This is a genomic window from Streptomyces sp. NPDC001889 (assembly GCF_053594535.1).
Map to the genome: position 1 here is coordinate 22,596 of NZ_JBSFER010000014.1, position 17,046 is coordinate 39,641.

The window sequence follows — 17,046 nt, forward strand, 5'->3', positions numbered from 1 at the left end:
CCGGCGGGCATCGCCTCACGAGCATTGCCCACGATAACTAGAACTGATATCAGTTCTGAAGCAGTGTCAGCTACCGCGTCGGGGCGCAGGAGGCAGCAGCATGACCCAGCTCGTGGAACACGGAAAGCTCTTCATCGGCGGCGAGTTGGCCGATCCGCTCGGCACCGGAACCATCGAGGTCGTCTCCCCGCACACCGAGCAGGTCATCGGCCGGGTCCCGCACGCCTCCCGCGCCGACGTGGACCGAGCGGTCGCCGCCGCCCGCCGGGCATTCGACGAGGGGCCCTGGCCCCGGACGCCGCTCGCCGAGCGGATCGCCGTGGTCGAGCGGATCAAGGACGCGATCACCGCCCGCCACGACGAGCTGGCCCGCTCGATCAGCGCGCAGAACGGCTCCCCGTACTCCTGGAGCGTCTTCGCCCAGGCGCTGGGCGCGGTGCTGGTGTGGGACTCGTATCTCAAGGTCGCCCGGGACTTCACCCACGAGGAGCGGCGGGCCGGCGCGCTCGGCGGGATTCTGGTGCGGCGGGAGCCGGTGGGGGTCGTCGCGGCGGTGCTGCCCTGGAACGTCCCGCAGTTCACCGCCGCTGCCAAGCTCGCCCCGGCGCTGCTCTCCGGCTGCACGGCGGTGCTCAAGCCGTCCCCCGAGGCGCCGCTCGACTCCTATCTCCTCGCCGAGATCACCCAGGAGGCCGGGCTGCCCGAGGGCGTGCTCTCCATCCTCCCGGCGGACCGCGAGGTCAGCGAGTATCTGGTCGGGCACCCCGGGGTCGACAAGGTCTCCTTCACCGGCTCCGTCGCGGCGGGCCGGCGGGTCATGGAGGTGGCCTCCCGCAACCTCACCCGTGTCACCCTCGAACTGGGCGGCAAGTCCGCCGCCGTGATCCTCCCGGACGCGGACCTGGAGTCGGCGATCGCCGGGATCGTGCCCGCCGCCTGGATGAACAACGGACAGGCCTGTGTGGCCCAGACCCGTATCCTCGCCCCGCGCTCCCGCTACGACGAGATCGCCGAGGCCCTGACGGCCGCCGCCGCCGCGCTGGTGGTCGGCGACCCGCTGGACCCGGCGACCGAGGTGGGCCCGCTGGTCGCCCGGCGCCAGCGGCAGCGCTCGCTCGACTACATCGGCATCGGCCGGGAGGAGGGCGCGAAGCTCCTCACCGGCGGCGGGCGCCCCGCCGGTCTGGACCGGGGCTGGTATGTCGAACCGACCCTCTTCGGCGAGGTCGACAACGGCATGCGGATCGCCCGGGAGGAGATCTTCGGGCCGGTGATCTGTCTGCTGCCGTACGGGGACGAGACGGAGGCCGCCCGGGTGGCCAACGACTCCGACTACGGGCTCAGCGGCAGTGTGTGGACCGGTGACGTGGAGCGCGGCATCGACTTCGCCCGCCGGATCAGGACCGGCACGTACTGCGTCAACACCTTCGGGCTGGACATGCTTGGGCCGTTCGGCGGATACAAGGACTCCGGCATGGGGCGCGAATTGGGCCCCGAGGGCTACGGTGAGTATCTGGAGCACAAGATGATCCATCTGCCCGCCGGATACGAGGCCCCGGGGCTCGGGACCACCGGACCCGGGGGCGCGTCCACGGGAGACGGAGGCAACTGATGGGCGACCGCTGGAACATCCGGGTCGACCGCGCCGTCTGTATCGGCTCCGGCATGTGCGCCGGCACCGCGCCGGACGGATTCAGTCTGGACGGGGCGCGGCAGTCGCACCCCCGGGAGCCCGAGGCGGAGGCGAGCGAGACGGTGCTCGCCGCCGCCGAGAACTGCCCGGTGGAGGCGATCACCATCACCCTCGCGGCCGGCGGTGAACCGGTGTTCCCGCCGGAGGACTGAAACCCCGGGCAGGCCCGCCGGCACCTAGCGCCGCGGGCGCTCCGTTTCCGTCAGCTCGATGAGCCGGCACACCGTCTCGATGTCTATCTTCACCTGCGCGATCGAGGCCCGCCCCGACAGCCAGGTGATCAGCGCCGAGTGCCAGGTGTGCTCGATCACCCGCACCGCCGAGAGCTGGTCGGGCGTCGGGTGCTCCAGACCCATCGCGTCCAGGATGATCGCGGTGGTCTGCCGCGAGACCGTGTCCACCTCGGGGCTCACGCTCCGGTCCGCGAAGGTCAGCGCCCGCACCATCGCGTCCGCGAGATGCGGTTCGCGCTGGAGCGCCCGGAAGGCCCGCATCAGGGTCTCGGCCACCCGCTCGGCCGGGTCCGCCCCGCCCGGCGGGCGCTTGCGCAGGGTGGTGTGCAGATGCTGGAGCTGGTCCTGCATGGTGGCGACCAGCAGATGGATCTTGGAGGGGAAGTACCGGTACAGCGTGCCCAGGGCGACCTCGGAGGATTCGGCCACTTCCCGCATCTGCACCGCGTCGAAGCCGCCACGGCTGGCCAGTTGGGCGCTGGTGTGCAGAATGCGGCGGCGGCGCGCCTCCTGGCGCTCGGTCAGCTGGGGTGCGGCAGGGCCGGCCTGCACCTTGGCCTTGGCTTCGGCTGTCATAGGTCCCGTTCCATCACGAGGCGGATCGTCCCGTCCGGGTGCGGCGAGGCGGTCGCACCGGGCGGCTACCGGGCGAGTATCGGACACGGAGGGGCGGCGCAGCAGGACAGCGCGCCCGCCGTGGTGCGAATCACCTGTTCCAGCCCTTACAGCGGCGCTACCTGCCGGTAGATTCGAAGCTCCTTGAGCGATCAAGTCTGAAACTTGTTCTAGATTAGCGCGAGCGGTTACGCTCCGGCGAAAACACAGCGAGAAGGGGGCCGTGAGTGACCGCTGAGGCCATTGAGGCCGGCCCCCAGCCGGGCGGCGGCCAGGGCCCTCGCCACAGCCCGCACCCGGGCTCGGGGAAGGGCCCCGACCAGGACTCCGGCCGGGCCCCCCGCGCCGAGGGACCGGCCGCGGCCGGCGACGGCGCCGGACCGCTGCGGATCGCCCTGCTCACCTACAAGGGCAACCCGTACTGCGGTGGCCAGGGCGTCTACGTCCGCCATCTCTCCCGCGAACTCGCCCGCCTCGGCCACACCGTCGACGTGATCGGCGCCCAGCCCTACCCCGTCCTCGACGAGGGCGTCGAGGGCGTCACCCTCACCGAGCTGCCCAGTCTCGACCTCTACCGCAGCCCGGACCCCTTCCGCACCCCCGCGCGCGACGAGTACCGCGACTGGATCGACCGGCTGGAGGTCGCCACCATGTGGACCGGCGGCTTCCCCGAGCCGCTGACCTTCTCGCTCCGCGCCCGCCGCCATCTCGCGGCCCGGCGCGGCCGGTTCGACGTCGTCCACGACAACCAGACCCTGGGCTACGGACTCCTGGCCGACCTCGGCGCGCCCCTGGTCACCACCATCCACCACCCCATCACGGTCGACCGCCGGCTGGAGCTGGACGCGGCGGACGGCTGGCAGCGGCGGGCCTCCGTGCGCCGCTGGTACGGCTTCACCCGGATGCAGAAGCGGGTCGCCCGCCGGCTGCCCTCCGTCCTCACCGTCTCCGGCTCCTCCCGGCAGGAGATCGTCGACCATCTCGGCGTGCGCGAGGACCGCGTCCGGGTCGTCCACATCGGCGCCGACACCGAACTGTTCTCGCCCGACCCCGCCGTCCCCGAGGTGCCGGGCCGGATCGTCACCACCTCCAGCGCCGATGTGCCGCTGAAGGGCCTGGTGCACCTGGTGGAGGCGCTGGCCCGGCTCCGCACCGCACACCCGGACGCCCATCTGGTGGTCGTCGGCCGCCGTGCCGAGGACGGCCCGGTCGCCCGGCTCATCGAGCGCCACGGCCTCGCGGGCGCGGTCGAGTTCGTCAAGGGCATCTCCGACACCGAACTCGTCGACCTGGTGCGCGGCGCGCAGATCGCCTGTGTGCCCTCGCTGTACGAGGGGTTCTCGCTGCCCGCCGCCGAGGCGATGGCCACCGGCACCCCACTGGTCGCCACCACCGGCGGCGCGATCCCGGAGGTGGCGGGCCCCGACGGGGAGAGCGCCCTCGCCGTGCCGCCCGGGGACGCCGGCGCGCTGGCCGCCGCCCTCGGCCGGCTGCTCGGCGACCCGGAGCTGCGGGCCAGGCTGGGCGCGGCCGGCCGGGCCCGGGTCCTGGAGCGCTTCACCTGGGCGAAAGCGGCCCAGGGGACGGTGGAGCTCTACCGGGCGGCCATCGCCAGCACCGCTCCCCGCTGACCGCCCGGGCGGGACCGCCGCCCGCCCACCACCCCTCTGCCCCCATCCTCCGACTGCGAAAGCGGGAACCTGTGCTGACCGTCGACTTCACCCGCTTTCCGCTGGCGGCGGGCGACCGTGTGCTCGACCTCGGCTGCGGCGCGGGGCGGCACGCCTTCGAGTGCTACCGGCGCGGGGCGCGGGTCGTCGCCCTGGACCGGAACGCCGAGGAGATCCGCGAGGTCGCCAGGTGGTTCGCCGCGATGAAGGAGGCGGGGGAGGCCCCCGAGGGCGCCACCGCCACCGCGATGGAGGGCGACGCGCTCAACCTGCCCTTCCCCGATGAGTCGTTCGACGTCGTCATCATCTCCGAGGTGATGGAGCACATCCCCGACGACAAGGGGGTGCTCGCCGAGATGGTGCGGGTGCTGCGGCCCGGCGGGCGGATCGCCGTCACCGTGCCCCGGTACGGCCCGGAGAAGGTCTGCTGGACCCTCAGCGACGCGTACCACCAGGTCGAGGGCGGCCATATCCGCATCTACCGGGCCGATGAACTCCTCACCAGGATCGAGGAGGCCGGCCTCGTCCCCTACGGCACCCACCACGCCCACGCGCTCCACAGCCCCTACTGGTGGCTGAAGTGCGCCTTCGGCGTGGACAACGACCAGGTCCTGCCGGTCAAGGCGTACCACAAGCTGCTGGTCTGGGACATCATGAAGAAGCCCCTCGCCACCCGCCTCGCGGAACGCGCGCTCAACCCGCTGATCGGCAAGAGCTTCGTGGCGTACGCGACCAAGCCGCACCTCCCGGCGCCCGAACCCGAACCCGCGACCGCGACCGTGCCCGATTCCGCGATCGCCACCGCCACCGCGACCACCACCGCGTCCGCGCCCGCCACCGGGGCCGACGCGTGACCACTCCCCGCACCGAGCACCTCGTCCTGCCCGGCGTGCTCACCGCCGAGCAGGCCGCCGAGACCGTCGCCGGCGTCCTCGCCGTCCAGCGGGCCGATGGCGCCATACCCTGGTTCCGGGGCCACCATCTCGATCCCTGGGACCACATCGAGGCCGCCATGGCCCTGGACGCGGCCGGTGAGCACGAGGCCGCGGCGAAGGCGTACGCCTGGCTGCTCCGGCACCAGAACGCCGACGGCTCCTGGTACGCCGCCTACCAGGACGGCGACCCGGACCGGCCCACCGACCGGGGCCGCGAGACCAACTTCTGCGCCTATGTCGCCGTCGGCACCTGGCACCACTACCTCGCCACCGGGGACGAGGCGTTCCTCGACCTGATGTGGCCGGTGGTGTACGCCGCGACCGAGTTCGTGCTCCGGCTCCAGCGGCCCGGCGGCCAGATCGGCTGGAAGCGCGAGGCCGACGGGACCCCCGTCACCGATGCCCTGCTCACCGGCAGCTCCTCCATCCACCACGCCCTGCGCTGCGCGCTCGCCATCGCCGACGAGCGCGAGGAGCCCCAGCCGGACTGGGAACTGGCGGCGGGCGCCCTCGCCCACGCCATCGCCCGCCACCCGGAACGCTTCCTGGACAAGCGCCGCTACTCCATGGACTGGTACTACCCGGTCCTGGGCGGCGCGGTCGAGGGCCCGGCGGCCACCGCCCGTATCGAGTCGGGCTGGCACGACTTCGTCGTCCCCGGCCTCGGGGTGCGCTGTGTGCTGCCCAACCCGTGGGTCACGGGCGGCGAGAGCTGTGAACTCGCCCTGGCGCTCTGGATGACGGGGGAGTCCGACCGGGCGCTGGAGATCCTCCAGTCCATCGGCCATCTGCGCGCCCCGGACGGGATGTACTGGACGGGGTACGTCTTCGAGGGCGAGCGCGCGATCTGGCCCGAGGAACGCACCACCTGGACGGCGGGCTCCCTGCTGCTCGCGGTGGCCGCCCTCGGCGGCGACGAGGCCACCACGGCCGTCTTCGGCGGCGAACGCCTCCCCCGGGGCCTCACCCCCGACTGCGGGGCCTGCGGCTAGGTCGTCTCTTCCGGATCGTGCCGGAGCGGTCAGAGCACCAGCTCCGCCAGGGTCCGCAGGGTCGCCGGGTCGGGCCCGGCGACCAGCAGATCGGTCACCGGCCCCGTCCGCCACAGCTCCAGCCGTTCGGCGATCCGCTCCCTCGGTCCGGTCAGGGAGATCTCGTCGGCGAAGGCGTCGGGCACCGCGCGCACCGCCTCCTCGCGGCGGCCCTCGGCGAACAGCCGCTGGATGTCCCGCGCCGGGCCCTCGAACCCCATCCGCGCCATCAGATCGGCGTGGAAGTTCCGCGCGGTGTGCCCCATGCCGCCGATGTAGAAGGCGAGCATCGCCTTGACGGAGAGCAGCCCCTCCGCGAGGTCGTCGCAGACCCGGGCGCGGACCATCGGCGCGACCATGAACCCGTCGGGCGCACCGGTGAGCGCCTCGCGGTACGCGCCGGTCCGCAGCGGCGACCAGTACAGCGGCAGCCAGCCGTCGGCGATGCGGACCGTCTGGGCGATGTTCTTGGGCCCCTCCGCTCCGAGGAGCACGGGGAGACCGGCCCGCAGGGGGTGGGTGATCGGTGCCAGCGCCCGGCCGAGCCCGCTCGCGCCCGCGCCCCGGTACGGGTGCTGGTGGAACCGCCCGTCCAGCTCCACGGGCCCCTCGCGCCGCAGCACCTGCCGGACGACCTCCACATACTCCCGGCTCGCCGTGAGCGGGCTGCTCGGGAACGGCCGTCCGTACCACCCCTCCACCACCTGCGGCCCGGAGAGCCCGAGCCCGAGCATCATCCGCCCGCCGGAGAGATGGTCCAGGGTGAGCGCGTGCATGGCGGTGGCGGTGGGCGTGCGGGCCGCCATCTGTGCGACGGCGGTGCCGAGTCCGATCCGGGAGGTGTGCGCGGCGATCCAGGTCAGCGGGGTGAAGGCGTCGGAGCCCCAGGCCTCGGCCGTCCACACCGAGGCGTATCCGAGCCGCTCGGCCTCGCGGGCGAGGTCGAGCTGTCCCGGGGTGGGGCCGCGGCCCCAGTAGCCGAGCGCGAGCCCCAGCCGCATCCCACCACCTCCGTGCCGCCACACCCGTATCTGATGGACCGTCAGAGTAGAGCGGGCCTGGTGCCTCGGCAATGGAGCCGGAGCCGGGGTCCGATCATCTAATCAAGTTTGACTAGATGGTGGCCGGGGAACTACGGTCGTGGACGTTCCACCTGATCCATCCGAACGGGAGACCCTCGCATGCCCCTGCTGCCCGACGCCGGACACATCCCCACCACCGAAGAGCTGGCCGAGATCGACGCCTGGTTCGCCGCCTACGACGGCTACAGCGCGCGGCGCGAGATCGAGAGGATGGCCGATGTCGCCGTCTTCCCGCTCAACCTCGTCAGCGACGACTCCCAGGGCAACGGCGCGGCGGCCCAGTGGGACCGCGCCCGGTTCGTCGAGACGATGACCCAGGTGATGGGCGGCGGCGACGAGGACATCACCTTCGAGTCGACCCGTACGCCCGTCTTCCTCTCGCCCGCCATGGTGATCGTCTTCACCGACTCGGCCATGACCGCCGGCGGCCACACCCAGCGGCTGCGGTACGCCGACATCCTGATCAAGCGGGACGGCGCGTGGGCGTTCCAGACCATGCTCCAGGGCGGCTGGGGCGACAACCTCCACTGAGCACGCCGGAGGGGTGCCACCGGACCGTGCGTCCGGTGGCACCCCTCAAGGGTTCTCGGGGCGGGGCGTCAGCCGCGCTGGATGCCCGAGGTGTCCTGGAGCACCCCGCGCCGCCCGTCCTGCGTCTGCGCGATCAGCCCGGAACCGCGCTGCTCGACCGCGAGATACCAGGTGCCCGGCGCCAGTTCGGCGATCGGGCTGGGGGAGCCGTCCTCGCCGTACAGCGGACGGGCCACCGGCACCGCGAACCAGAACGGCGCGAAGTCCGCGCCGCCGCCGCCCGGCTGCGGCGCCGCGGCCGGGCCGCCCTGGGCGGGGTTGCCGCCGTAGGAGGGCTGCTGCTGGGCGCCGCCGTACGGCTGCTGCTGCGCGCCCGGGTAGCCGTACCCCGTCTGCGGCTGGCCGCCGTACGGAGCCGGGGCCGGAGTGGGGCGCGGGGCGCCGATCAGCGGGGCCCTCAGCGCGGGCACGAGCTGGGCGGTGACCGCGCCGGCCGCCAGCAGCAGGGCCGCGATGAAGCCCAGGATCAGCCCGGTGCCGGCGTCCGGGTCCAGCTCGCCGTTGAACGAGCCCGCCGGGTCGAAGATCGCGCCCAGCGCCGACCAGGCCGTGAAGAGCGCCAGGGCGATGCCGAGGTGGCCCAGCTCGATGCCGATGACCTTCGGAGGGCTGGGCAGCAGCCGGGAGAGGACGATCAGGGCCGCGCTGATGATGCCGGCCAGATAGACGCCGAGAAGCAGCGAGCCGTTGTCCCACGCGTTCGGCACATCCCCGCAGAGGGTGCCGGAGCAGTCGATCGTATCCAGGAACGAGGCGATGAACAGCAGTACCGCTGCTCCGATCACCACGCCATCACCTCGTGTGAGGGAGCGGATGTTCACGTAGAAAGTCCTTCTTGGGTCGTCTCATCGGGGCGGTCGTCGCTGCCGCCTGGGGCGGTGTGCGTGGCACGGAGCGGGGGAGGGGGTCCCCTTCGTGGGGATGAATCTATCGTCTGGGCTCCATGGCCGTCTGCCCGGTATCGGGAGTCGTCTCCGCCCGGAAGGGTGACCGGGCAGCGGTCGGGGAGCGGTCGGGGAGCGAGCGGGGCGGCGCTTCCGCTATCCGGTGAGGAAGTCCCGGATGCCGTTCGCGATGCCCGCCGCGGCCCGCTGCCGCCACCCGGGGCTGGAGAGCAGCGCCGCGTCGGCCGCATCGCGCATATTGCCGGATTCGATGAAGACCTTCGGCACGGTGGAGAGATTCAGTCCGCCGAGATCGGTGCGCACATCGAGCCCGCTCCCGCCGTTGATGTAGTTGGCCGGCTCGCTCCCGGTGGCGCGGGCGAAGGACCCGGCGATCCGCTCGCCGAGCGCGCGCGACGGGCCCACGATACGGGTGGTGTCCGCCTGCCCCTCCTTGACCCGTCCGGGCAGGATCAGATGGAATCCGCGGTTGCCCCGGGCCGATCCATCGGCGTGGACCGAGACCACGGCATCGGCGCGCGCCGCGTTTCCGATCCGGGCCCGCTCGTCCACGCACGGGCCGAATGCCCGGTTTCCGTCATGGGTGAATTCCACCCGCGCGCCCTGCTTTTCGAGAAGGGTTCGCAGGCGTTGTGAAACATCGCGGGTGAATGCGGCCTCGGTGTAACCGCTGTTGGTGGCGGTACCCGTGGTGTCGCAATTCTTGCGGTTGGTTCCGATGTCCACGAGTTGATTGATCTCGTCGGTGTGCTGGAAATTCCCGGGATTGTGACCGGGGTCGACCACCACCGTCCGCCCGGCGAGCGGCTGGCGGGAGGGGCGCTCGCCCGCCGCCCGGGAGTCGGCGGAGCGCCCCGGCTTGGCGTCCTCCCGGTCCGCACCGCCCGGCGTCCCGCCGGACGCGCACCCCGTCAGCGCGGCCACCGTCACCACGGCGGTGGCGACGGCGGTGGGCCCGCGACGGGCGGGACGCCTGTTCTCCTCGTACGACATCTGTCCGATGCTAGGCCGTCGCCGCGCGGGCCCGTCGGCGTGGCCGGGGTGTGTCAGCGGTGTGTCGGGGGCGCGCCCGGGGCCGGTCCGGTGGGGGCGCGGGTCGGTCCGGGGGTGGTGCGGCGGCGGTGCGGGGACGGTACGGGGGTCAGATGCCCGCGCCCGTGCGCCGGAGCACCCGCAGCGAATCGGTCGCGGAGATCTCGGTGAACGCGCCCGACGCGAGGGCGCGGAGGTAGATCCCGTACGGTGCCCGGCCGCCGTCCGCCGGGTCCGGGAAGACATCGTGGATCACCAGCAGCCCGCCGCCGGCCACCAGGGGCGCCCATCCCTCGTAGTCGCCGCTCGCGTGCTCCTCGGTGTGCCCGCCGTCGATGAAGACCAGGCCCAGCGGGGTGTTCCAGAGCCGGGCGACCTGCGGGGAGCGGCCGACCACCGCGACCACGTGGTCCTCCAGCCCCGCCCGGTACAGGGTGCGCCGGAACGCCGGCAGCGTGTCCATCCGTCCCACCTCGGGGTCCACCACGGCCGGATCGTGGTACTCCCACCCCGCCTGCTGCTCCTCGCTGCCCCGGTGGTGGTCCACGGTGACGGCGGTGACGCCCGCCGACCGGGCCGCGTCGGCGAGCAGGACGGTGGACCGCCCGCAGTACGTCCCGACCTCCAGTAGCGGCAGCCCCAGCGCCCCCGCCTCCCGCGCGGCGGCGTACAGGGCGAGCCCCTCGGTGCGGGGCATGAACCCCTTGGCGCTCTCGAAGGCTTCGAGGACGGCGGGCTCGGGGGTGGCGGTGGTCATGGGCGCTTCCTTGCCGTGTCGTACGGATGTTCCACAGCCGCCCATGGTGCCGTACGCCCCGCCGTGGTCGCCGGGGAGGCGGCGCGCGGGCCGCCCGCGCCGCTTCCCGGTCTTCCCTCTCAATGGAACGTGTTCTACTCTGCCGCCCGTGGCCGCCGCCGGACCGCGCCAGGCCCCGCGCCGGGCCCGCGTTTCGCGGCGCGTCCGCCGGGCCCGGTGGCCACGCCACCGAGCCCGAAGGAGAACCATGCCCAGGAGCTATGTCGCCGGCGTCGGCATGACCCGGTTCGAGAAGCCCGAGTCCCGGGACCGGCGGTACTGGGACATGGCCCGCGAGGCAGGGGCCGAGGCCCTCTGTACGAGGCGTCGGGCCTGGGGATCGAGGACATCGACGTCATCGAGCTGCACGACTGCTTCTCGGTCAACGAACTCCTCACCTACGAGGCGCTCGGCATGTGCCCGGAGGGCGCGTCGGGGAAGCTGGTGGAGAGCGGGGCGACGACCCACGGCGGACGGTGGGTGGTCAACCCGTCCGGCGGCCTGATCGCCAAGGGCCATCCCCTGGGCGCCACCGGGCCGGCCCAGACGGCGGAGCTGGTCTGGCAACTGCGCGGGGAGGCCGGCCCCCGCCAGGTCGCGGGCGCCCGGACCGCCCTCGCCCACAACATCGGCCTCGGCGGCGCGGCGGTCGTCACCCTCTTCCGGGGCCCCTGAACTCCGCCGGGAGAGCCGGATGCGGGTGGGGTGTGCTCGGGGGAGGGCGTCGCCGGGCCCGGCGGTCCGGAGGGCCGGGCCCGCACCCCGGGTCCGTGCCCGGACCTGTACCCGCGCCCCGGCCCGCGCCCCGGCCCCGATATCCGGATGTACGGGACCGGGGGTGGCTGAGACCATGACAGTCATGGTCCAAGCCCCCTCAGAAGCCGCCAAGCCCCGAATATCCCCCTCCGCGGCCCGCCCCGTCCGCCCCGTCCGCCCCTGGCTGGTCGTCCTCGCCGCCAGCGCCGGGCAGTTCCTCGTCGTCCTCGATGTCTCCGTCGTCAATGTCGCGCTCCCCTCGATGCGCGCCGACCTCGGACTCTCCACCACCGGCCTCCAGTGGGTGCTCAACGCCTACAGCATCGCCTTCGCCGGGTTCATGCTCTTCGGGGGGCGCGCCGCCGACCTCTTCGGCCGCAAGCGGACCTTCCTCTTCGGGCTCGGGCTCTTCACCCTCGCCTCCCTCGCGGGCGGTCTCGCCCAGGAGGGCTGGCAACTCCTCGCGGCCCGCGCGGTGCAGGGCCTGGGCGCTGCGGTGCTCGCGCCCGCGACGCTGACCATCGTGACCTCCGCCGTCCCGGCGGGCCCCGCCCGCACCCGGGCGATCGGCACCTGGTCGGCGGTGGGCGCGGCGGGCGGCGCGGCCGGCGGCTTCGTCGGGGGCCTGCTCACCGATCTGCTCTCCTGGCGCTGGGTGCTGCTGATCAATGTGCCGGTCGGGGCGCTGGTGCTGCTCGGCGCGGCGATCTGGCTCACCGAGAGCCGCTCCGGCGCCGGCCGCCGGCTGGACCTCCCGGGCGCGGTGCTGGTCACCGGCGGTCTGGCGGCCGTCGCCTATGGCATCGTCCAGACCGAGGAGACCGGCTGGACGGCCTCGGCGACCCTGCTGCCGCTGCTCGGCGGTATCGCCCTGCTCGGCCTCTTCGTCGCGGTGGAGGCGAGAACCCCGGCCCCGCTGATGCCGCTGAAGCTCTTCCGCTCCCGCGCGGTCACGGCGGCCAATGTGACGATGATGCTCTGCGGCTCGGCCTCCTTCGCCATGTGGTTCTTCATGACGGTGTACGCGCAGAACGTGCTCGGCTACACCCCGCTGGAGGCGGGTCTCGCCCTCATCCCCAGCTCCATCAGTGTCGTCATCGGCTCCAAACTCGCCCCGCGGCTGATGGTGCGGGCCGGAGCGGTGACCATCGCCGTCACCGGGGCGCTGATCGCCGCCGCCGGGTTCGGCTGGCAGTCCCTGATGACCGCCGACGGGACCTTCCTCACCACCATCCTCGGCCCCGGCATCCTGATGATGCTGGGCATCGGCCTCGCCGCGACCCCGCTCGCCGCCCTCGCCACCGCCGGCGCCGAACCCGGCGACGCGGGACTGGTCTCCGGGCTCATCAACACCTCCCGCACCATGGGCGGCGCGCTGGGCCTGGCCGTTCTCTCCACCGTCGCCGCCGCCCGCACCGGCGGCAGCACGGACCCGGCGGAGCTGGCCGCCGGGTACGCGCGCGCGTTCCAGGTGGGCTCGGGGCTGCTGCTGGCCTGCGCGCTGCTCAGCCTGTTCTGGCTGCCGCGCCGCACCGGGACGACCTGAGGGCCCCGAGAGCCCCCGGAGCCCCCGGAGCCCCCGGAGTCCCTGGAGCCCCGGCGGACCCTAGAGCCAGCCCTGACGGCGGGCCGCCCGCACCGCCTCCATGCGGTTGCGGGTGCCCGTCTTCCCGATCGCCGAGGAGAGATAGTTCCGCACGGTCGACTCGGAGAGCCGCAGCCCCTCCGCGATGTCCGCGACCGTCGCCCCGTCCACCGCCGCGTTCAGCACATCCCGCTCCCGGGTGGTCAGAGGGCTGGGCCCGGCGCTCAGCGCGGCGGCGGCGAGCACCGGATCGATCACGGTCTCCCCGGTCAGCACCTGCCGGATCGCCCGCGCCAGATCCTCCACCGGCCCGTCCTTGACCAGGAATCCGGCCGCCCCGGCCTCCATCGCCCGCCGCAGATACCCCGGCCGGCCGAAGGTCGTCAGAATCAGCACCCGGCAGTCCGGGACCTCGTCCCGCAGCTCCGCCGCCGCGTCCAGCCCGCTGCGGCCGGGGAGTTCGATGTCCAGCAGGGCCACATCGGGCCGGGTCATGAGCGCCGTGGCGGTGATCTCGTCGCCCCGCCCCACCTGGGCGACGACCTCCATATCGGCCTCCATCCCGAGCAGCAGGGCCAGCGCGCCCCGCAGCATGCCCTGGTCCTCGGCGAGAAGAAGGCGTACGGACCTGGCCGGGCGATGATCCCGGGGCATCTCTTCCACGGCGCCATCGTAGGCCCGCGCCCGCCCGCGCCCCGGCACCCCGCAGCCCGCCCGGGCCCCGCGCCCCGGCACCTCGCAGCCCGCCCGGGCCCCGCGCCCCGGCACCTCGCAGCCCGCCCGGGCCCCGCGCCCCGGCACCTCGCAGCCCGCCCGGGCCCGCGCCCCCACAGCGCGGTGTCACCGTCCGGGGTACGGCATCTCCGCCGGGTCCGGCGCACATGCCGTATCCGCCCCCGCCCCCGTCTCCCGCTCCCACACCACGTCCAGCCCCTCGTCCACCGGCAGTTCGGCGCGGACCCGGAAGCCGCCCCGGCCGAGCGCCCCCGCCTCCAGCCGGCCGCCCGCGGCGGCGAGCCGTTCGGCGAGCCCCCGCAGCCCCGTTCCGTCGCCCTCGGGCAGAGCATCCCCGGAGAGCGGCACCGCGAGCGGAACCGTGAGCGGCACCGTGAGCGGAAACGTGCCGCGCCGGTCGGTGCCGGAGAGCCCGATCCCGTCGTCCACGATGGTCACCCGGGCCTGGCACGCCGTCCCCAGCACGGTGATCTCGCAGGTCGTCGCGTCACTGTGGCGTACCGCGTTGGTCACCGCCTCCCGGACCACCCAGCCGAGCAGCGCCGCCGTCTGCGGGTCCAGCGGGGGCCCCGACTGGCGGACGACGGGCTCGATCCCGGCCGCCGTGAGGGCCGATCTGGCGCGGTCCAGCTCCGTGGTGAGGGTGCCCTCCCGGTAGCCGGTCACCGCCTCGCGGATCTCGGTGAGCGCCTGCCGGCCCACCGACTCGATATCGGCGATCTCGGACAGGGCCGCTTCCATGTTCCCCGGCCCCAGCCGCCGGGCCGCCTCCGACTTCACCACGATCACCGACAGGGTGTGCCCGAGCAGATCGTGCAGATCGCGGGAGAAGCGCAGCCGCTCCCGTTCGACGGCGGTGCGCGCCAGCTCCTGCCGGGTCTCCCGCAGTTCGCCCACCGTCTCGGAGAGCGCCATGATCGCCGCGGACACCATGCCGGAGATGAACGTTCCGTACGAGATGCCGACCGCGCTCCAGCCCTCCCGCAGAAAGCCGACCGTGCTGGCGGCGACGGTCAGGGCGATGACCCACACCTTGACCTGACGGCCGCGCAGCACCGTCCCCACCGCCAGGGCGAGCATCGGGAAGAAGAGCAGCCAGGTCCCGCCGTAGCCGCCGCCGAGCGCGAAGGCGACGGCGGCGAGCGCGAGCAGCAGCCAGCGGGTGGCGGGGGCCTCCCGGGCGGCCCGGTCGACGGAGCGGAAGACCAGGTTGACGTAGAGGACGTTGAAGATCAGCAGCCCGAGGGCGCCGAGCCAGGGCCGGGGAGTCTCGCCCTGGAGGAGGTTGAAGACCGCTCCCGTTCCGAGCAGCAGCCAGGGCAGCATGGCGAAGCCGCTGGGCGGCCCCAGTTCATCGCGGCCTCCCTCCGTCCACCGGGTCCACCCGCGCTCGGTCCATACCTGTCCACACGCCATCGCACACCGTCCTTCGCCGACCGACGGTACGAGATGGCCGCGTACCCCGTACACAGCACCGCCCAGAAGCCCAGGACGGGCACGGTCATCGGCCCCGGCGGCACCCCGTCGGCGACCGCCCGGCCCAGCGCGGTGAAGCCGCCCGCCGGGGTGTAGCCGGCCAGCCACTCCAGCGGGCAGGGCAGCCGGGTGGCGGGGAACCAGAGTCCGCCGAGGACGGCGAGCCCCGCTGCGGACGCCGCGTTCACCAGCCCGGTGGTGCGGACGGAGAGCCAGTAGCCGTTGCCGATGCCGAGCAGGGTGAAGGGCAGCGCGCCGAGCCAGAGGAGCAGCGTGATCGCCGCCCACTGCCAGGCGTCCAGCCGTACGCCGTTGACCAGCCCGCCCGTCACCAGCACCGCGACCACCGGGGGCAGCACCGCCACCGAGCCGGTGATCGCCCGGCCCGTCACCAGTTGCCGTGAGGTCATGGGGGTGGTCCGGAGCTGCCGCAGCCACCCCGTCGAGGTGTCCTCGGCGACCCCGATGCCGGTGGCGAGGGCCGCGGCCACCGCCGCGTACGCGCCCATGCCCACCATCCGGGGCGTGGCCCAGCTCTCGGCCGCCGTGCCGACGGCGGAGAAGAGCAGATACATCAGCACCGGCAGTCCGACGCCGAAGACGGCGAACCCGGTGTCCCGCAGCGCACGCCGGACCTCCAGTCTGACGTACCGCAGCGTCATCGCACGCATCCCGCCAGGGCGTCGTCGGGCCGGTCCGCTCCGGTCGGCCGGTCGAGGCGGGCGGCCTCCAGCCGGGAGGTCAGGGAGAGGAAGGCGTCCTCCAGGGAGACCGCGGAGACGTCCAGACCGCGGATCGCGTCCATCCGGGCGAGGGCGACGACCGTGGCGTCGGAGTCGGTGGTGGTGAGGCGGGCGCGGTCGCCGCGTATCTCCATCGAGACGACCCCGGGCAGCTCGGTCAGACCGTGGCTGCCCCGGCCGGCCAGATCGAACGAGACGATGGTGCCGCCCGCCGAGCGGCGGAGGTCGTCGCCGGTGCCGTCGGCCACGATCCGGCCGTGGTCGACCACGACGATCCGGTCCGCGTTGTCGTGGGCCTCCTCCAGGTAGTGGGTGGAGAACAGCACGGTGTTGCCCTCGGCGGCGTAGCCGCGCATCGAGGTCCAGAAGGCGTTGCGCGCCTTGGCGTCCAGGGCCGCGGTCGGCTCGTCGAGGATGATCAGCTCCGGGTCGCCGACGAGCGCGAGGGCGAACCGGACGAGCTGGAGCCGGCCGCTGGAGAGCCGGTCGGCGCGCTGGTCGGCGTACTCGGTCAGACCCGCCAGCCGCAGTGCCCGGGCCACGGGGAGGGGGCGGGGGTAGGTGTGGGCCACGAAGGTGACCAGTTCCCGGACGGTGGTACGGGGGATGGGCCGGCTGTCCTGGAGCAGGGCGCCCACCCGGCCCGCCGCGACCACCTGGGCGGGCGGGAGTCCGAAGAGGCGCACCTCACCGGAGTCCGGCGGGTGCAGACCGAGCATCAGACCGATGGCGGTGGACTTCCCGGCGCCGTGACGGCCGAGGAGGGCGACGGTCTCCCCCCGCCGGACGGTGAGGTCGACACCGTCCACGGCGGGTACGCGGCCGAAGGACTTGGCCACCCCCGTGAGGCTCACGGCGAGCTCTGTCTCTGGCGTCTGGGTCATGGGAACGACGGTAGTCCGGGCGGGGCCCGCGCGGGAGAGGCGCATGTACGGACTCGGCAGTGACAAATGTACCGGCGGACGGCGGTGGCTGACGTGGCGTCAGCACTCTTCACAAGTGGTGGGGGCTGCGTTATACATAGGGCCAGCCGGGCCTAGAACGCGTTCTAGAACGGGCGCGGGGCCGGTCCCGTACGACCTCGGTGCGGCCGACGGTGCGGACGGCCGTGCCGAGGTCTCCCGGCCGGGCCCCGCGGGGCCCGGGGCGACCGCGCCCCCCCCGGCCC

The 17,046-nt window shown here is 73.6% G+C and carries 17 protein-coding genes; 8 read left to right on the forward strand and 9 right to left on the reverse strand.

Annotated elements, in window-relative coordinates:
* Positions 1-100: 100 nt before the first annotated feature.
* Entirely contained in the window at positions 101-1,612 is a 1,512-nt protein-coding gene (locus tag ACWCRA_RS17460) for an aldehyde dehydrogenase (protein WP_451067979.1), read from the forward strand.
* Positions 1,612-1,845, forward strand: a complete 234-nt coding sequence (locus ACWCRA_RS17465; protein WP_351544376.1) for a ferredoxin — start codon at positions 1,612-1,614, stop codon at positions 1,843-1,845. The genes ACWCRA_RS17460 and ACWCRA_RS17465 overlap by 1 nt, the downstream gene beginning before the upstream one ends.
* Positions 1,846-1,869: 24 nt before the next feature.
* Here the strand turns inward: ACWCRA_RS17465 and ACWCRA_RS17470 are convergent, their stop codons facing one another.
* On the reverse strand, positions 1,870-2,502 hold the full coding sequence (locus ACWCRA_RS17470) for a TetR family transcriptional regulator (RefSeq protein ID WP_351544374.1): 633 nt from the start codon (positions 2,500-2,502) through the stop codon (positions 1,870-1,872).
* A 266-nt stretch (positions 2,503-2,768) separates the two neighbouring features.
* Between ACWCRA_RS17470 and ACWCRA_RS17475 the strand changes: the two genes are divergently transcribed.
* From ACWCRA_RS17475 to ACWCRA_RS17485, 3 genes are all read left to right on the forward strand, one after another.
* A complete protein-coding gene (locus tag ACWCRA_RS17475) occupies positions 2,769-4,172 on the forward strand; it encodes a glycosyltransferase family 4 protein (RefSeq protein WP_451067980.1) in 1,404 nt (467 codons plus the stop codon).
* 71 nt (positions 4,173-4,243) lie between these two features.
* Complete coding sequence (locus tag ACWCRA_RS17480) at positions 4,244-5,065, forward strand: class I SAM-dependent methyltransferase (protein ID WP_451067981.1); 822 nt, start codon at positions 4,244-4,246, stop codon at positions 5,063-5,065.
* Positions 5,062-6,138 carry a prenyltransferase/squalene oxidase repeat-containing protein gene (locus tag ACWCRA_RS17485; protein ID WP_351544370.1) on the forward strand — a complete coding sequence of 359 codons (1,077 nt, stop codon included), beginning with the start codon at positions 5,062-5,064 and terminating at the stop codon, positions 6,136-6,138. Before ACWCRA_RS17480 ends, ACWCRA_RS17485 begins: the two co-directional genes overlap by 4 nt.
* Before the next feature lie 29 nt (positions 6,139-6,167).
* Here the strand turns inward: ACWCRA_RS17485 and ACWCRA_RS17490 are convergent, their stop codons facing one another.
* Positions 6,168-7,178 (reverse strand): LLM class F420-dependent oxidoreductase, encoded by a 1,011-nt coding sequence (locus tag ACWCRA_RS17490; protein ID WP_451067982.1) that lies wholly within the window; start codon positions 7,176-7,178, stop codon positions 6,168-6,170.
* A 180-nt stretch (positions 7,179-7,358) separates the two neighbouring features.
* Here ACWCRA_RS17490 and ACWCRA_RS17495 point away from each other — a divergent pair, with 180 nt between their 5' ends.
* Positions 7,359-7,790 (forward strand): nuclear transport factor 2 family protein, encoded by a 432-nt coding sequence (locus ACWCRA_RS17495; RefSeq protein ID WP_451067983.1) that lies wholly within the window; start codon positions 7,359-7,361, stop codon positions 7,788-7,790.
* A gap of 68 nt (positions 7,791-7,858) precedes the next feature.
* Here ACWCRA_RS17495 and ACWCRA_RS17500 read toward each other — a convergent pair whose 3' ends face one another.
* From ACWCRA_RS17500 to ACWCRA_RS17510, 3 genes are all read right to left on the reverse strand, one after another.
* The gene (locus tag ACWCRA_RS17500; RefSeq protein ID WP_351544361.1) at positions 7,859-8,671 is read right to left on the reverse strand and encodes a hypothetical protein; all 813 of its coding nucleotides are present in this window, start codon (positions 8,669-8,671) and stop codon (positions 7,859-7,861) included.
* A gap of 219 nt (positions 8,672-8,890) precedes the next feature.
* A complete protein-coding gene (locus ACWCRA_RS17505; RefSeq protein ID WP_351544359.1) occupies positions 8,891-9,748 on the reverse strand; it encodes an N-acetylmuramoyl-L-alanine amidase in 858 nt (285 codons plus the stop codon).
* A gap of 148 nt (positions 9,749-9,896) precedes the next feature.
* Positions 9,897-10,544, reverse strand: coding sequence for a class I SAM-dependent methyltransferase (locus tag ACWCRA_RS17510; protein WP_451067984.1), 648 nt, complete (start codon positions 10,542-10,544; stop codon positions 9,897-9,899).
* Positions 10,545-10,760: 216 nt separating this feature from the next.
* Between ACWCRA_RS17510 and ACWCRA_RS17515 the strand changes: the two genes are divergently transcribed.
* On the forward strand, positions 10,761-11,258 hold the full coding sequence (locus ACWCRA_RS17515; protein ID WP_451067985.1) for a thiolase C-terminal domain-containing protein: 498 nt from the start codon (positions 10,761-10,763) through the stop codon (positions 11,256-11,258).
* A 184-nt stretch (positions 11,259-11,442) separates the two neighbouring features.
* Positions 11,443-12,885, forward strand: a complete 1,443-nt coding sequence (locus ACWCRA_RS17520; RefSeq protein WP_451067986.1) for an MFS transporter — start codon at positions 11,443-11,445, stop codon at positions 12,883-12,885.
* A gap of 60 nt (positions 12,886-12,945) precedes the next feature.
* Here the strand turns inward: ACWCRA_RS17520 and ACWCRA_RS17525 are convergent, their stop codons facing one another.
* The 4 genes from ACWCRA_RS17525 to ACWCRA_RS17540 form a co-directional block, all read right to left on the reverse strand.
* Positions 12,946-13,578, reverse strand: a complete 633-nt coding sequence (locus ACWCRA_RS17525; protein WP_351544447.1) for a response regulator transcription factor — start codon at positions 13,576-13,578, stop codon at positions 12,946-12,948.
* A 186-nt stretch (positions 13,579-13,764) separates the two neighbouring features.
* Positions 13,765-14,985: a sensor histidine kinase gene (locus ACWCRA_RS17530; RefSeq protein WP_451067987.1), complete on the reverse strand. Its 1,221-nt coding sequence runs from the start codon at positions 14,983-14,985 to the stop codon at positions 13,765-13,767.
* Positions 14,892-15,806, reverse strand: coding sequence for an ABC transporter permease (locus ACWCRA_RS17535; RefSeq protein WP_451067988.1), 915 nt, complete (start codon positions 15,804-15,806; stop codon positions 14,892-14,894). The genes ACWCRA_RS17530 and ACWCRA_RS17535 overlap by 94 nt, the downstream gene beginning before the upstream one ends.
* Positions 15,794-16,762 carry an ABC transporter ATP-binding protein gene (locus ACWCRA_RS17540; protein ID WP_351544346.1) on the reverse strand — a complete coding sequence of 323 codons (969 nt, stop codon included), beginning with the start codon at positions 16,760-16,762 and terminating at the stop codon, positions 15,794-15,796. Before ACWCRA_RS17540 ends, ACWCRA_RS17535 begins: the two co-directional genes overlap by 13 nt.
* Between the last annotated feature and the right edge of the window lie 284 nt (positions 16,763-17,046).

What these genes read in the sequence shown, in the direction of transcription:
- ACWCRA_RS17525 (WP_351544447.1), bottom strand. Translation starts at nt 13,578, where the DNA reads ATGCCCCGGGATCATCGCCCGGCCAGGTCCGTACGCCTTCTTCTCGCC.
- ACWCRA_RS17460 (WP_451067979.1), top strand. Translation starts at nt 101, where the DNA reads ATGACCCAGCTCGTGGAACACGGAAAGCTCTTCATCGGCGGCGAGTTG.
- ACWCRA_RS17495 (WP_451067983.1), top strand. Translation starts at nt 7,359, where the DNA reads ATGCCCCTGCTGCCCGACGCCGGACACATCCCCACCACCGAAGAGCTG.
- ACWCRA_RS17505 (WP_351544359.1), bottom strand. Translation starts at nt 9,748, where the DNA reads ATGTCGTACGAGGAGAACAGGCGTCCCGCCCGTCGCGGGCCCACCGCC.
- ACWCRA_RS17490 (WP_451067982.1), bottom strand. Translation starts at nt 7,178, where the DNA reads ATGCGGCTGGGGCTCGCGCTCGGCTACTGGGGCCGCGGCCCCACCCCG.
- ACWCRA_RS17540 (WP_351544346.1), bottom strand. Translation starts at nt 16,762, where the DNA reads ATGACCCAGACGCCAGAGACAGAGCTCGCCGTGAGCCTCACGGGGGTG.
- ACWCRA_RS17535 (WP_451067988.1), bottom strand. Translation starts at nt 15,806, where the DNA reads ATGCGTGCGATGACGCTGCGGTACGTCAGACTGGAGGTCCGGCGTGCG.
- ACWCRA_RS17530 (WP_451067987.1), bottom strand. Translation starts at nt 14,985, where the DNA reads ATGCTGCCCTGGCTGCTGCTCGGAACGGGAGCGGTCTTCAACCTCCTC.
- ACWCRA_RS17465 (WP_351544376.1), top strand. Translation starts at nt 1,612, where the DNA reads ATGGGCGACCGCTGGAACATCCGGGTCGACCGCGCCGTCTGTATCGGC.
- ACWCRA_RS17520 (WP_451067986.1), top strand. Translation starts at nt 11,443, where the DNA reads ATGGTCCAAGCCCCCTCAGAAGCCGCCAAGCCCCGAATATCCCCCTCC.
- ACWCRA_RS17510 (WP_451067984.1), bottom strand. Translation starts at nt 10,544, where the DNA reads ATGACCACCGCCACCCCCGAGCCCGCCGTCCTCGAAGCCTTCGAGAGC.
- ACWCRA_RS17470 (WP_351544374.1), bottom strand. Translation starts at nt 2,502, where the DNA reads ATGACAGCCGAAGCCAAGGCCAAGGTGCAGGCCGGCCCTGCCGCACCC.